We start from the raw sequence: 12,314 nt of genomic DNA, 5'->3' as shown, positions 1-12,314 counted from the left end.
CCGCGCCGTTCCCCGCGCCCCTAAGAGACCGCGCCGTTCCCCGCACACATGAAGGACTGCGCCGTTCCCCGCGCCCCTGGTGAGTCGGGGCGGGGGATTGCCGCGCAGTTTGCCGCGCCCCTGGGTGGCCCGGGGGCGCGGGCTGTGGGGTCAGACTGCCAGTAGGTCGTCCAGTGAGCCCTTGCCTGCCAACTCGGCCCGGGCCGCGGGGGTTTCCTTGTCCGCCGCGTAGCGGCCCGAGGTCAGGGCCCATTCGTAGTTGCCGTTGATCCAGTGCTGGATGGCCTCGACGCCCATCCGGACCCTGACCCGTTCGTCCTCGTCCAGACCGAGCTCGTCGCACATCTGCGGCACCTGCGACTCGAGTTCGAGGTACTCGGCGAGGCAGTCCGTGGTCATGCGGAACGCCTCGTCGGCGGCCTCCTGCCAGCTGCAGTGCCGCTCGCGGTGCAGGACGGCTATCAGGTTGTGGCCGTCCCCCCTGCGTTTCTCGCGCTCGAAGGAGTGGATGTCGTTCATGAACCCGATGGTGTCGGCGGCGCGGTCCCGCATTCTCTCCATCAGCGGATGTGCCTCCACCTCGGCGGGCACCTCGAAGCCGCGGCTGCGCTCCCCGGCGTCGATGCTGTGGTGGATGCCCACCGTACGGCGACGGAACGCGGCGTACTCCTGGAGGTCGAGCGTGCCCGCCAGGCCGCGGGCGGCCAGGTCGACCTCCTCCGTGTGCGCCACGAGGAAGCGCCCCCACGAGGCCGCGAACCGCGTCCGCCATGTCAGGGACATGCCATCCGAGAGGTGGGCCCAGACCTCCGCCCAGGCCATCGTGATCGGGCAGACCACCCTGGGGGTGATGCCAGCGGGTCGCAGGGGGGTGACGATGAGCTCCCGCGCAACCTCCGCTATCCGGTCGGCGCGGTCGGGCCTGCCGGAGTCGAACTGGTCGTCGAAGAGGAAGGCCAGCGAGAACCAGTTCATCAGGACGACCATGTCGTCGGCGGAGGCGTGGGGGTAGGTGCGGGCGGCCGCCTGGGGCAGATCCCAGGACCGGTACTCCTCGAACCCGGCCTGACTGCGCACCAGACCCTTGTCCCACACCCAGCGCAGATGGCGGGCCTCGGCGAACTCGAGATGTTCACTGACGGGGGTGGCGAAGGGAAGGTCGAACCTGACGTCCTGCGGCATTCGCGTCCTCTCCTGAGGCGATTGGCAGGGCCCCCCTCCCTGCGCGCGGGCGTTCGAAATGGCGCCCGTTGACTCGAACTGCACTTCCCGAGGCGAAAGTTGACTCGATTTCCGCTACGAGGCTGCCCTGATCGTAAATGATCTATGCCGCGACCTCGGTGACTTCACCGTGACCTGCGTTACACCACTCCGTGACCTCGGGTATTCGTCGGCCTCCGTGGCCGGATGGGCACGGTCCTCCTCCTCAGAGGTGAACTCCCGTCACACTGGAGGATCACCGGACGCCCTGACGGCTGCCGGACATCTTGACGACGCAGTGTCGACCGCCCCAGGAGGCCGATCCACGATGACTTCACCCCTCCGAACTCCCAAGCAGCGCAAGCAGGACACACTGGACCGGCTGGAGAACGACGTGGACGCCTGGGTCGCCACGGCCGAGGGAGACATGCCGTACCTGGTGCCCCTGTCCTTCCTGTGGGACGGCGAGTCCCTGCTCCTCGCCACCCCTGCCGCGAGCCCGACCGGCCGCAATCTCCGAGCGACCGGCCGGACCCGGCTGGGCATCGGGCCCACCCGTGACGTCGTCCTCGTCGAGGGGACGGTGGAGACACTGGCCCCCGCCGAACTGCCGGAAGGCGTCGGCGACGCCTTCGCGGACAGGACCGGCTTCGACCCGCGTCGACTGACCACCGCCTACCTCTACTTCCGCGTCCGCCCGCAGCGGGTGCAGGCCTGGCGCGAGGCCGACGAGCTCGAAGGGCGCGAACTCATGCGCGACGGACAGTGGTTGGTGTCCGACTGATTTCACGTGACGGGGTACCCGGTCTCCGGAGCAGTGGGCGGAAGGCCGTTCGCGCCCGGTCGGTCTACGGAGGAGATATGGCACTGGTACTGGCAGGCGTCGTGGTGTTGGACTGTTCCGAGCCGGAGAAACTCGCCGCGTTCTACAAGGAGTTCCTCGACGGCGAGGAGGTCGACGCGACGGCGAACCGGGTGGAGATCAGGGGAGCCGACGGAATCAGGATGGCGTTCCGGCGGGACGTGAACGCCACCCCGCCCAGCTGGCCGCGCCCCGAGAACTCCCTGCAGGCCCATCTGGACTTCCACGTCGAGGAGTTGGACGAGGCCGAGCGCAGGGTCATCGGGCTCGGCGGCCGCCCGCTGGAGACCAAGGACGCGGGCGGCCCGTACGAGGAGCGGGGGTACTCAGACCCGGCGGGCCACTCGTTCACACTGCGCTGCACCCGGGCCACCGCGCCCAAGCAGGGCTGAGACCGAGCGGGGCCGGACCCCGGTGAAGAGCAGGCGGCGCGCTCAGCCGCGGTGCGCGCGCAGGGCCGCCAGGGCGCGGTCCGCGTGCACGCTCGCCCGGATCTCGCTGCGCACCACCTCGAGCACCTTCCGCTCCTCGGAGAGGACGAAGGTGACCCGCTTGGTGGGCGCCAGCGAGAATCCGCGCTTCACTCCGAAACGCTCGCGGATCTCGCCTGCCGGGTCCGAGAGCAGCGGAAACCCGAGGCTGTTCTTTCCCGCGAACTCCTGCTGGCGCTCGACCGTGTCACCGCTGATGCCCACCGGCCGGGCTCCGACAGCCGCGAACTCGGCTGCCAGGTCGCGGAAGTGGCACGCCTCGGCGGTGCAGACCGCGGTGTTCGCCGCCGGATAGAAGAACAGTACGACGGGGCCCTCGTCCAGCAGCTCCGAGAGCTTCCGGGTCGTACCGGTCTCGTCGGGGAGCGTGAAGTCCTCCACGGTGTCGCCCACCGCTATCTGGTTCGTCACGACTTGCTCCCCTGACTGCCGGCCACCGATGTGGAGGCCCACCGTACTGGACGGTAGGTGCAGTCAGTCGCGGCCCCCCTTCTGGTCGGAGGGCCACACTCCGGTGGACCGTTCGATGGCTGTCGCACCCGTGCGGTCCACCGCGCTGCGGACGACCGCGAAGATCGCGCCCTGGATGGCCGCGGCGAGCAGCACCTCTCCCCAGCCGCGGTCCTTGTCCAGCGCGTCGGGTGCGTCGTCCTCGTGACGGATCGCCTTCCAGGTCGCCTTGAACGCCATGCCGGCGAGGGTTCCGCTCGTCCAGCCGAGTACGAACCCGATGGGCTTGTAGACGATGGGCAGCTTCTTCTTCTGCACCTGGCTCTCCTTCGGCTCGTTTTTCCCGGACACCTGGCGAGTGTCCAGTTCAGCGGCGAATACGCGGACGTCCGCGAGACGGAATGGATGGCACCACGGGACGGCGCGGACGGCGCCGACAGGGACACAATCTCCGCCGGGCCCAGTGCCCAGGCCCAGCCCAGGCCCGGGCCCACCGCCCCGGCTGCCGGCGCCGGAGAGCCGGAGCGGGGCGAGCCCGGCAGGTCAGGGGCGGCCGGTCGCCGCCACCTCCTCGCCCTCGCGCACGGGCCCGGGCGGGCTCCCGGCTCCGAACGGGCGCCCGCCCAGTTCCTCGCGACCGTGAGAGGTCAGCCACCCCGACAGGTCGGGCCCGAGCGGCACGATGCCGGTCGGGTTGATGCCCTCGTGGACCTGGTAGTAGTGCCGCTTGATGTGGTCGAAGTCGACGGTGTCCCCGAACCCGGGTGTCTGGTAGAGGTCACGGGCGTACGCCCACAGGACCTGATCCTCCGTCAACTTCCATTGGTTGCACTTGAAATGGCCGTGATACACGGCGTCGAAGCGGACCAGTGTCGTGAACAGCCGGATGTCAGCCTCCGTGATCGTGTCCCCGACCAGGTACCGGCGCTCCGCGAGCCGTTCCGACAGCAGTCCCAGCCGCCGGAACACGCCCTCGCAGGCCGCCGCGTACTCGTCCTGAGCGGTCGCGAATCCGGCCCGGTACACACCGTTGTTGACGTCCTCGTACACCTCTCCCATCACGTCGTCGATCTCGTCGCGAAGCTTCTCCGGGTAGAGGTCGGGCGCCCCCTCCCGGTGCAGGCTCCGCCATTCGGTGGCGAGGTCCAGGGTCAGCTGCTGGTAGTCGTTGGTCACCAGCCGTCCGCTGGGCACGTCCACCAGCGCGGGCACGCTGACACCGCCCGGATGGCCCGGCTCCCGCGCCTCGTACGCCTCGGCGAGGTACCGGATGCCGAGTACCGGATCACGGCCGCCGGGATCCAGGGTGAACCGCCAGCTGCGGTCGTCCTGGACCGGGTCGGTGACCGCCATCGGCAGGGCGTCCTCGAGCCCCAGCAGCCGCCGCGAGATCACCGCGCGGCTCGCCCAGGGGCAGGCCCGGCTGACGACCAGCCGGTAGCGCCCGCTCTCGACGGGCCAGCCGTCCCGGCCGTCGGCCGTCACCCGGTCCGAGAAGTGGCTCTTCGACCTCTTGAAGGACTTCTTCCCGTACGCGCTGTTGCCCTCGGTGTCGCTCATGACGTCTCCTTCCGCACGTGTGCCTGATGAGGGTTCCCCGAAAACCGCCGTCGCCCCGTGTGAGGCAGGGGGCGTGGGGCATCCGGCGGAGGTGAACCGTGAGCCTTCTTCCCCTTCGGACCGCCGGACCCGCGTCACCGTGCTGGTGGCGCTGGCCGCCAACCTCGTCATCGCCGTGGCCAAGGCCGTGGGCGGCCTGCTCGCCGGATCGCCCGCCCTGCTCTCGGAGGCGGCGCACTCGGTGGCCGACAGCCTGAACGAGGTCTTCCTCCTCGCCGCCCTGCGCCGCAGCCGGCGTCCCGCCGACAGCCGTCACCCCTTCGGCTACGGAAAGGAACGCTTCTTCTGGTCCCTGCTGGCCGCCGTGGGCATCTTCCTGATGGGCGGCTGCTTCTCCTTCTTCCAGGGCTTCGAGGCCCTCGGCTCAGAGGGCTCGGAGTCCCACAGCGGATACGTGGCGGGTCTCGCAGTCCTCGTCGTCGCGCTCCTCGCGGAGGGCGGCTCCCTGCTGCGCGCGCTGCACCAGGTACGCAAACAGGGTGGCCTCTCCACCGAGGTCCGCGACCCGGCCCTGCGCACCGTCATCGCCGAGGACGGCACCGCCGTACTGGGCGTGCTGTTCGCGATCACGGGCATGGCCCTGCACATGGCCACCGGCCAGGTCGTGTACGAGGCCTCGGCGTCGCTGGCCATCGGAGCGCTCCTCGTCTACGTGGCGTACCGGCTGGGCCGTGATGCGCGCGACCAGCTGATCGGCCAGGCGACGGACGAGGAGTCGAGCCGCCGCATCCGTGCCCTGCTGGACGCGCAGCCCGAGATCGACTCCGTGGAGTCCCTGCTGACCATGCAGCTCGGCCCGGACTCGACCCTGGTGGCCGCCCGCATCGACCTGATGCCGGGTCTCGACAGCGAGGAGGTGGAGCTGGTCGCCGAGCGCATCAAGCGGTCGGTCGCCCACACGGTCCCGGAGGCGGACCAGATCTTCCTCGACGTGACGGACGCCCCCACGGCGCGGCGTACCGCGGCATACGAAAGTGGCCCCGCCGCGACGGGGGAGCGCGGCGGGACCTGAGAATCGGGTGCCCGGCCCCCACCGAATCATGCGCACCTTTTCCGAGCGCTTCCGCACGGCCGCCGCGCGACGCGGCGTACAGACTGACGTGGCCCGTACCAGGGAAAGGCCTGGTACGGGCCACGTCATGTCCGTGGGACCGCCGGTGTCCCCGGACCGCTGCTATTCGCCGGTGCCCGGCTCCAGGACGAAGAGCGGGATCTCCCGGTCGGTCTTCGTCTGGTAGTCGGCGTACGCCGGATACGCGGCGACCGCCCGCTCCCACCACAGGGCCTTCTCCTCGCCGGTCACCTCCCGCGCGGTCATGTCCTGGCGCGTCGGGCCGTCCTGCAGCTCCACACGGGGGTCGCTGACGACGTTGTGGTACCAGACGGGGTGCTTGGGCGCGCCACCCAGTGAGGCGACGGCGGCGTAGCGGCCCTCGTGCTCGACCCGCATCAGCGGCGTCTTACGGATCTTCCCGCTCCTGGCTCCGCGGGTGGTCAGCACGATCACGGGCAGCCCCGTGTCCAGCAGTGTCGTTCCCTCGGTACCACCGGAGCGTTCGAACAGCTCCACCTGATCGCGTACCCACTGGGTGGGGCTGGGCTCGTATTCGCCCTCAAGAGGCATGACATCCATCCCATCGATCGTCGTTCGCGCGTAGGACTCGTCCCGGCCCAGGTGCAACACGCGCGCCTCGGTGATTTCATCCCACGCGTCCTCGGTCCTCGTTCCTCTCGCCTGCCCGAGCGGGGACGGATGACGCAACCGGCATGACCTGGCAGGTAATTGCCGGCGTGCCCGAGGGTCGGCAGGGTGGTGACCACCGCGGCGCACGACGCGGTGACCAGGACGGACGTACGCGGTTCGAGCGAGATCGAACCGCTGCCGAAAGAGGGAGTCCCATGACCGCCACCACCCGCAGCGTCGTCGAGGAGCTCCTGCGCCGGATCGGCCAGGGCGATCCCGGGCGGATCGCCGAGCTGTACGCCGAGGGGGCCGACTGGAAGCTCGACTGGCCGCAGGAGGAGCACGGGCGAGCGGACACCCCCTGGATCCGGCAGCGGTCCACCCGTGCCGACGCCGCCGACCACTACCGCCTGCTGGCCGAGTTCCACGTGCCCGGGCAGGCGGCCACCGACATCGAACGCATCCTCGTCGACGGTGACGAGGCGGTCGTGACGGGCGAGATCCGTCAGACCGCCAAGCCGACCGGGCGCGCCTACCGGGCACGGTTCGCCCTGCACCTCACCGTCGAGAACGGCCTGGTCGTGCGCCACCACGTCTACGAGGACAGCCTCGCCGTGGCCCGGGCCTTCCAGGCCGGATAGGCCGTCCTGGACGGACTGGGCGCCACCTCCTGGGGACGGCCCTTGCCCTCGGCCCGCGCAGTGCCTCACGCCGGCGCCGCGATCATGTGCGCGGCCAGCGCCAGGATCACGGCACTGGACACCAGGGCCGTCGCCAGCCGCCCCCGCCGGCCCGTCAGCGCCCGGCCGAGCAGGGCGCCACCGCCCGCGAGGAGCAGCTGCCAGCCTGCCGAAGCGGCGAACGCGGCGAGGACGAACACACCCTGTTCCAGCGGATCCGCGGCTGTGCCGGCACCTCTGCCGAGCACCAGGGCCACGAAGTAGACGACGGTGGTGGGGTTCAGCAGCGTGATGCCCAGCAGTGCGAGGAAGGCGCGGCCCGGACCGGCCGGAGCGCGGTCGGAGCGGGTCGCGAGCCGCTGTTGCCGGTACTGGCGCAGTGCTGTGAGTCCGCCCCGGACGGCCAGGGCGACGAGCACGAGCCCCGAGATCCAGCGGAGCGGCTCCAGTACGGGCTGCAGGGCGGTGGCGAGCGCGGAGCCGCCGAGCACGGCGACCAGGGCGTACAGCCCGTCGGCCGTCGCCACGCCGAGCGCTGCGCCCATGCCGGTCCGCAGGGTCGTACGGGCGGTGAGGGAGACGAGATAGGTCGCGACCGCTCCGACAGGGACGGCGATGCCGAAGCCCGCGAGCAGTCCCGCGACGAGCGCGGCGGTCATGACCGCGGGAGCGAGAGCCTCCGCGGTCGGCCGGACTGCTGCTGGACCCGCACCGGACGAACGGCGGCGGAGGTCGGCGGCAGCAGAGCTTCGATCGTGGTCATGGGCCGATGCTGACGGCGGAGGGAATTGCGCGGCAACTCATTTACGGCACACCGAGGTGCGAGGGCCGACGGGGGAGGCGTACCGCGGCCGAGAGGGCGGCGGCGCCCGCGCCCGCCCCGGACGTCCGGAGACCGGGCCCGCTCCCCAGGGGAGGCGGGCCCGGCACTCCCCGGAACTAGAAGGGGAAGTGCGCCTGCTGCGTGGCGAGCGTCACCCAGCGGGTGTTGCTGAACGCCTCGATGCCCCAGCGTCCGCCGAAGCGCCCGTATCCGCTGCCCTTGAACCCGCCGAAGGGGGCGTTCGGCTCATCGGCGACGGACTGGTCGTTGACGTGCACGATGCCGGTACGGATCCGGCGGGCGACCCTGAGCCCGTGGGTGCCGTTCTCGGTGATGATCCCGCAGGTCAGACCATGCTCCGTGGCATTGGCGAAGGAGACCGCCTCGTCGTCCGTGGTGAAGGTGCTGATCACGGCGACCGGGCCGAAGGCCTCGCCCCGGAACAGCTCGGCCTCCTCCGGCAGGTCGGTGAGGACGGTCGCCGGGTGCACCGCGCCCTCGGGGGCGCTGCCGCCGGTGAGGACGGTCGCGCCCTTGGTCACGGCGTCCTCCACGAGCGCCGCGACCCGGCGGGCGGCGTCCCGCGTGACGAGCGGTCCGACCACGGTGTGCGGATCACCGGGGTCACCGGACGCGAGCGACTCGGTCTTGGCGGTGAACTTGGCGGTGAACTCCTCGGCCAGGCTCTCGTGCACGAGGATGCGGTCGGCGGACATGCAGATCTGGCCGGCGTTCATGAAGACGGAGAAGACGGCGGCGTCGACCGCGTAGTCGACGTCGGCGTCGTCCAGCACGATCACCGAGTTCTTGCCGCCGAGTTCGAGGACCGCGGGCTTCAGGTGCCGGGCCGCGTGCACGCCGATGATCCGGCCGACACCCGTGGAGCCGGTGAAGTTGACGGCCCGTACGCGCTCGTCGGCCACCAGGGCTTCGGCGACGGCGGCCGCGTCCTCGGGGGCGTTGGTGATCACGTTCAGGACGCCGTCGGGCAGGCCCGCGTCGCGCAGGACGTCCGCGACGAACAGACCGCATGCGATCGGCGCGTCCTCGCTCGGCTTCATCACCACGGTGTTGCCCGCGGCGAGCGGCGCGGCGACCGCCCGGACGCCCAGGATGACCGGGGCGTTCCAGGGGGAGAAGGCGGCCACGACACCGACGGGCTCGCGGACCGCGAGTCCGAGCGCGCCCTCCTTCTGCGCGCTCAGCACCTCTCCGCGCGGCGCGGTCACGGCGGCGGCCACCTCGCGAAGCATGTTCGCGGCGAGACCGACGTTGAACATGGCCCACGGCCGGGTGCCACCGACCTCGCCCGCCATGATCCGTACGGCGTCCTCGACACGGGCCTCCAGGAGGTCGGCCGCGGTGAGGAAGATCTTGCGCCGCTGCGCCGGGCCGAGCGCGGCCCACCCCTCGAACGCGGCGTCGGCGGCGTCCACGGCCCGGGTGACGTCCTCGACGCCGGCCGCGGCGACCGTGGCGTACACCTGCGAGCTGTAGGGATTGACGTCCTCGGCGGTGCGGCCGGAGGCCGCGGGCAGGTCCTTGCCGCCGATCAGCAGGTCACGATGGAGGGTCATGCGCGGCTCTTCCCGTCGTGCGACGCTGCGCGTTCCGCGACGGAACCGCGCGCGTTCGCCAGGTGAACAATCGTCCGTTGAATCTTCAATTGAAGTCTGCAACCCGACGGGGCATCAGTCAATGGCGGCATCGGTCAATGGCCGACCGGCCCGTCGCAGGCCTCGACCAGCGTCCGGGCCGCCCGCCCCGCCCGGGCGGCGGGCTCCGCGCTCCGCTCGATGGCGGCGGCGACCATGGCGCCCTCGGCCAGCAGGTGCAGTTGCCCGGCCAGGTCCGCGGGCAGTCCCGCCTCGCCCACCAGGTCCGCCAGGTAGTCCTTGAACGCCCGCTTGTGGGCGCGGACCTGGGCGGCGACCGGCTCCGACGTGGCGCCGAGCTCGCCGTACGAGTTGATCCAGGCGCAGCCGCGGAAGTCGGCCTGGCGGAACCAGTCGCCCAGCCAGTCGAAGACCGCGAGGATCCGCCGCCGCGCGTCCTCGTGCCCGTCCACGTGCTCGGCGAGCGCCTGCCGCCAGCGGATGTCGCGCCGCTCCAGGTATGCCACCACCAGGTGCTCCTTGGCGGGAAACAGCTGGTAGAGGCGCTTGAGCGAGACCCCCGAGGTGCCACGGACGTCGTCCATGCCGACGGACTGTATGCCCCGCCCGTAGAACAGGGTCTCCGCCGCGTCCAGGGCCCGTTCCCTGGCGACCACGCTGTCCATGTACCGGCTCACTCCCTGACGTCTTGACGCGAGAACCATCGTTCTCTACGTTAACAGCCAGCCGGGAGAACGTACGTTCTCCCGGGTGGTCCGCACCGCTGCCGAGAGGAACGTTTCATGACCGACCGCCCGCCCCTGCCGCCCTTCACCCGGGAGACCGCCGCCCAGAAGGTCCAGGCGGCCGAGGACGCCTGGAACACCCGCGATCCGCTGAAGGTCTCGCTCGTCTACTCGCAGGACTCGGTGTGGCGCAACCGCGACACCTTCGTCACCGGCCGCGCCGAGATCGTGGAACTGCTCGGTGCGAAGTGGCGGCGCGAGGAGGAGTACGCCCTGCGCAAGGACCTCTGGGCGTTCGACGGCAACCGCATAGCCGTGCGCTTCCAGTACGAGTGCCGTGACGCCGACGGCCAGTGGTGGCGCTCGTACGGGAACGAGCTCTGGGAGTTCGACGAGCACGGCCTCATGACCCGGCGTGAGGCCAGCATCAACGATGTGGCGATCGAGGAGAGCGAGCGCCGCATCCACGGCCCGCGGCCGGACGCCGAGCGAGGGGAGTCGTTCCCGGTTCAGTAGGGTTCCCGGGTGACCGAACAGGCCCGCAAACCCTTTCTCTACGTCGTCGTCTGCGCCGCCGGAGTCGCCGAAGGCGTCGGCGGGCTGATCACCCTGGCGCAGCAGCGGAACTGGGACGTCGGCGTCATCGCGACCCCGCTCGCCACGGGCTTCTTCGACACCGCGGCGGTCGAGGCGCAGACCGGCCGGCCGGTCAGGTCCGCCTGGCGTTCGCCCGGCGACCCGCGTCCGTTCCCGGACCCGGACGCCGTCGCCGTGGCGCCCGCGACCTTCAACACCGTCAACAAATGGGCGGCCGGGATCTCCGACACCCTTGCCCTCGGCACCCTCTGCGAGGCGTACGGGATGGGCGTGCCGATCTCCGTACTGCCGTGCGTGAGCGAGGCGTTGACCGCCCACCCCGCCTACCGCGACAGCCTGAAACGGCTGCGCGGGATGGGGGTCCGCTTCGGTGAACACGCCTTCGGCGGCCCGGCGCAGCGCGGTTTCCACTGGGTGCAGGCCCTGGACCTGCTCGGCAGCCGAGCCGGGACCTGACCGGCGGGTCCCGTCAGCGGGTCCTGCGGACGTAGTCGGCGCTGTCCGGCGTCGACACCATCACATCCCGGCGCACGATGCTCAGCCGGTCGCCGAACCCCGAACGGGCCTTGCGCAGCCCGCTGTCGGTGTACTCCACGACCACGACCCGGTCGTCGAACGCCTCGGCGTACGCGCCGCATTCGTCGTACGCGCCGCACTCCTCCGCCACCGCGAAGTCCAGCCCGGCCCGGGTCCGCCTGTCCGCCAGTTCCACGGTGTTCTTCTGGGCGATGGCCAGGCCCCGGGCATGCGCGTGCGCCGAGAGCAGCCTGACGAAGGACGTGGCGTCGTCCGCGCTCAGCAGCCCGCGCGAGCGCGTGTAACTGTCGTAGTTGTCCGGCTCGACGGCGTCGTAGCCCTTGTCCGCGCAGCCGTCGATCCATGCGTTCACCCGGGCCGCGACACGCTTGCGCCTGTCCAGTGTGCCGATGTCCAGCAACGGCTCGTCCCAGTCGCGGTCGATGACGACCTCACCGTCCTCGTCCCGCAGCAGCAGGTCGTCCGGCCAGGCGTCCTGTTCGTCGGGCTGGGCCTGGAAGGCGTTGACGTAACAGATGTTGTAGAGGCCGCGCGCGGGTTCGGCGCCGCGGTCGCGGGCCACGACGCGGACACCGGACGGCGGCGGGTAGGCGCCGCCGATCTGGTAGTCGAAACCGGCGTGCACCGGCGGCAGCCGTACCGCCCCGGGACTCGGCGTCCTGGCCTCGTCGGGAGCCCTGTCGTCGCCGTCCGACGTACAGGAGGCCAGGGCCGCGAGGGCGATCAGGGCGGCGGCCGCCCTGACGAGTCCCGCGCGGGCGCCACGCATGGCGGGCATGTCCGCTCCAACGGTCGCGAGCACGTCCCCGCCTCGGACCCGGTGACGGTCCTGGCGACTTCGGCCGGGCTGGGAACCTTGTCCGCCACCGGCTGGGCGTACCTCTGCGTACCGGGCTGCGCGCCTCGGCACGTCTGGATCAAAGCGCGCGGGAAGTCGCACGTCAAGTCCGCGTGGACGGCGCCCGTATGCCCGCCCCGCCCCGGCGACGGACGGCCCGCCACCCCCGGCGGCGGCGCGAGGGCGCGCTC

At 71.2% G+C, this 12,314-nt stretch carries 15 protein-coding genes; 6 read left to right on the top strand and 9 right to left on the bottom strand.

The window, feature by feature from the left end:
- Positions 1-150 precede the first annotated feature (150 nt).
- Complete coding sequence (locus tag KUF83_RS04570) at positions 151-1,182, bottom strand: 7-epi-alpha-eudesmol synthase (protein ID WP_217453228.1); 1,032 nt, start codon at positions 1,180-1,182, stop codon at positions 151-153.
- 346 nt (positions 1,183-1,528) lie between these two features.
- Between KUF83_RS04570 and KUF83_RS04565 the strand changes: the two genes are divergently transcribed.
- Together KUF83_RS04565 and KUF83_RS04560 are read left to right on the top strand one after the other, a co-directional pair.
- Positions 1,529-1,984: a pyridoxamine 5'-phosphate oxidase family protein gene (locus tag KUF83_RS04565; RefSeq protein ID WP_217453227.1), complete on the top strand. Its 456-nt coding sequence runs from the start codon at positions 1,529-1,531 to the stop codon at positions 1,982-1,984.
- Between the two features lie 77 nt (positions 1,985-2,061).
- Complete coding sequence (locus KUF83_RS04560; protein ID WP_217453226.1) at positions 2,062-2,454, top strand: VOC family protein; 393 nt, start codon at positions 2,062-2,064, stop codon at positions 2,452-2,454.
- 42 nt (positions 2,455-2,496) lie between these two features.
- On the opposite strand, the gene KUF83_RS04555 is transcribed toward KUF83_RS04560, so the two are convergent.
- From KUF83_RS04555 to KUF83_RS04545, 3 genes are all read right to left on the bottom strand, one after another.
- A complete protein-coding gene (locus tag KUF83_RS04555) occupies positions 2,497-2,964 on the bottom strand; it encodes a peroxiredoxin (protein ID WP_308402913.1) in 468 nt (155 codons plus the stop codon).
- Between the two features lie 63 nt (positions 2,965-3,027).
- The gene (locus KUF83_RS04550) at positions 3,028-3,354 is read right to left on the bottom strand and encodes a DUF4235 domain-containing protein (RefSeq protein ID WP_308402912.1); all 327 of its coding nucleotides are present in this window, start codon (positions 3,352-3,354) and stop codon (positions 3,028-3,030) included.
- A gap of 192 nt (positions 3,355-3,546) precedes the next feature.
- Positions 3,547-4,563, bottom strand: coding sequence for a glutathione S-transferase family protein (locus KUF83_RS04545; RefSeq protein ID WP_217453225.1), 1,017 nt, complete (start codon positions 4,561-4,563; stop codon positions 3,547-3,549).
- A gap of 73 nt (positions 4,564-4,636) precedes the next feature.
- Here KUF83_RS04545 and KUF83_RS04540 point away from each other — a divergent pair, with 73 nt between their 5' ends.
- The gene (locus KUF83_RS04540) at positions 4,637-5,635 is read left to right on the top strand and encodes a cation diffusion facilitator family transporter (protein ID WP_308402911.1); all 999 of its coding nucleotides are present in this window, start codon (positions 4,637-4,639) and stop codon (positions 5,633-5,635) included.
- A 162-nt stretch (positions 5,636-5,797) separates the two neighbouring features.
- Here KUF83_RS04540 and KUF83_RS04535 read toward each other — a convergent pair whose 3' ends face one another.
- A complete protein-coding gene (locus tag KUF83_RS04535; protein WP_217453321.1) occupies positions 5,798-6,247 on the bottom strand; it encodes a nitroreductase family deazaflavin-dependent oxidoreductase in 450 nt (149 codons plus the stop codon).
- Between the two features lie 275 nt (positions 6,248-6,522).
- Here KUF83_RS04535 and KUF83_RS04530 point away from each other — a divergent pair, with 275 nt between their 5' ends.
- Positions 6,523-6,948, top strand: coding sequence for a nuclear transport factor 2 family protein (locus KUF83_RS04530; protein ID WP_217453223.1), 426 nt, complete (start codon positions 6,523-6,525; stop codon positions 6,946-6,948).
- Between the two features lie 65 nt (positions 6,949-7,013).
- Here KUF83_RS04530 and KUF83_RS04525 read toward each other — a convergent pair whose 3' ends face one another.
- The 3 genes from KUF83_RS04525 to KUF83_RS04515 form a co-directional block, all read right to left on the bottom strand.
- On the bottom strand, positions 7,014-7,646 hold the full coding sequence (locus KUF83_RS04525) for a LysE/ArgO family amino acid transporter (RefSeq protein ID WP_217453222.1): 633 nt from the start codon (positions 7,644-7,646) through the stop codon (positions 7,014-7,016).
- A gap of 280 nt (positions 7,647-7,926) precedes the next feature.
- The gene (locus KUF83_RS04520; protein ID WP_217453221.1) at positions 7,927-9,387 is read right to left on the bottom strand and encodes an aldehyde dehydrogenase family protein; all 1,461 of its coding nucleotides are present in this window, start codon (positions 9,385-9,387) and stop codon (positions 7,927-7,929) included.
- Positions 9,388-9,521: 134 nt separating this feature from the next.
- The gene (locus KUF83_RS04515) at positions 9,522-10,091 is read right to left on the bottom strand and encodes a TetR/AcrR family transcriptional regulator (RefSeq protein WP_217453220.1); all 570 of its coding nucleotides are present in this window, start codon (positions 10,089-10,091) and stop codon (positions 9,522-9,524) included.
- A 117-nt stretch (positions 10,092-10,208) separates the two neighbouring features.
- Between KUF83_RS04515 and KUF83_RS04510 the strand changes: the two genes are divergently transcribed.
- Together KUF83_RS04510 and KUF83_RS04505 are read left to right on the top strand one after the other, a co-directional pair.
- Complete coding sequence (locus KUF83_RS04510; RefSeq protein WP_217453219.1) at positions 10,209-10,667, top strand: nuclear transport factor 2 family protein; 459 nt, start codon at positions 10,209-10,211, stop codon at positions 10,665-10,667.
- Positions 10,668-10,676: 9 nt separating this feature from the next.
- Positions 10,677-11,204, top strand: a complete 528-nt coding sequence (locus tag KUF83_RS04505) for a flavoprotein (RefSeq protein ID WP_217453218.1) — start codon at positions 10,677-10,679, stop codon at positions 11,202-11,204.
- Between the two features lie 13 nt (positions 11,205-11,217).
- On the opposite strand, the gene KUF83_RS04500 is transcribed toward KUF83_RS04505, so the two are convergent.
- Positions 11,218-12,063: an endo alpha-1,4 polygalactosaminidase gene (locus KUF83_RS04500; RefSeq protein ID WP_217453217.1), complete on the bottom strand. Its 846-nt coding sequence runs from the start codon at positions 12,061-12,063 to the stop codon at positions 11,218-11,220.
- Positions 12,064-12,314: the final 251 nt, after the last annotated feature.

The organism is Streptomyces sp. BV286, from assembly GCF_019090165.1.
Lineage (GTDB): Bacteria > Actinomycetota > Actinomycetes > Streptomycetales > Streptomycetaceae > Streptomyces.
The sequence above is the reverse complement of the archived record's forward strand: the minus strand, read 5'-3'. Positions and strand labels throughout refer to the sequence as shown.

Excerpts from the sequence above, each read along its gene's own strand:
- KUF83_RS04520 (WP_217453221.1), bottom strand. The coding sequence starts at position 9,387 with ATGACCCTCCATCGTGACCTGCTGATCGGCGGCAAGGACCTGCCCGCG.
- KUF83_RS04515 (WP_217453220.1), bottom strand. The coding sequence starts at position 10,091 with ATGGACAGCGTGGTCGCCAGGGAACGGGCCCTGGACGCGGCGGAGACC.
- KUF83_RS04535 (WP_217453321.1), bottom strand. The coding sequence starts at position 6,247 with ATGCCTCTTGAGGGCGAATACGAGCCCAGCCCCACCCAGTGGGTACGC.
- KUF83_RS04570 (WP_217453228.1), bottom strand. The coding sequence starts at position 1,182 with ATGCCGCAGGACGTCAGGTTCGACCTTCCCTTCGCCACCCCCGTCAGT.
- KUF83_RS04560 (WP_217453226.1), top strand. The coding sequence starts at position 2,062 with ATGGCACTGGTACTGGCAGGCGTCGTGGTGTTGGACTGTTCCGAGCCG.
- KUF83_RS04500 (WP_217453217.1), bottom strand. The coding sequence starts at position 12,063 with ATGCCCGCCATGCGTGGCGCCCGCGCGGGACTCGTCAGGGCGGCCGCC.
- KUF83_RS04565 (WP_217453227.1), top strand. The coding sequence starts at position 1,529 with ATGACTTCACCCCTCCGAACTCCCAAGCAGCGCAAGCAGGACACACTG.
- KUF83_RS04510 (WP_217453219.1), top strand. The coding sequence starts at position 10,209 with ATGACCGACCGCCCGCCCCTGCCGCCCTTCACCCGGGAGACCGCCGCC.
- KUF83_RS04545 (WP_217453225.1), bottom strand. The coding sequence starts at position 4,563 with ATGAGCGACACCGAGGGCAACAGCGCGTACGGGAAGAAGTCCTTCAAG.
- KUF83_RS04525 (WP_217453222.1), bottom strand. The coding sequence starts at position 7,646 with ATGACCGCCGCGCTCGTCGCGGGACTGCTCGCGGGCTTCGGCATCGCC.
- KUF83_RS04530 (WP_217453223.1), top strand. The coding sequence starts at position 6,523 with ATGACCGCCACCACCCGCAGCGTCGTCGAGGAGCTCCTGCGCCGGATC.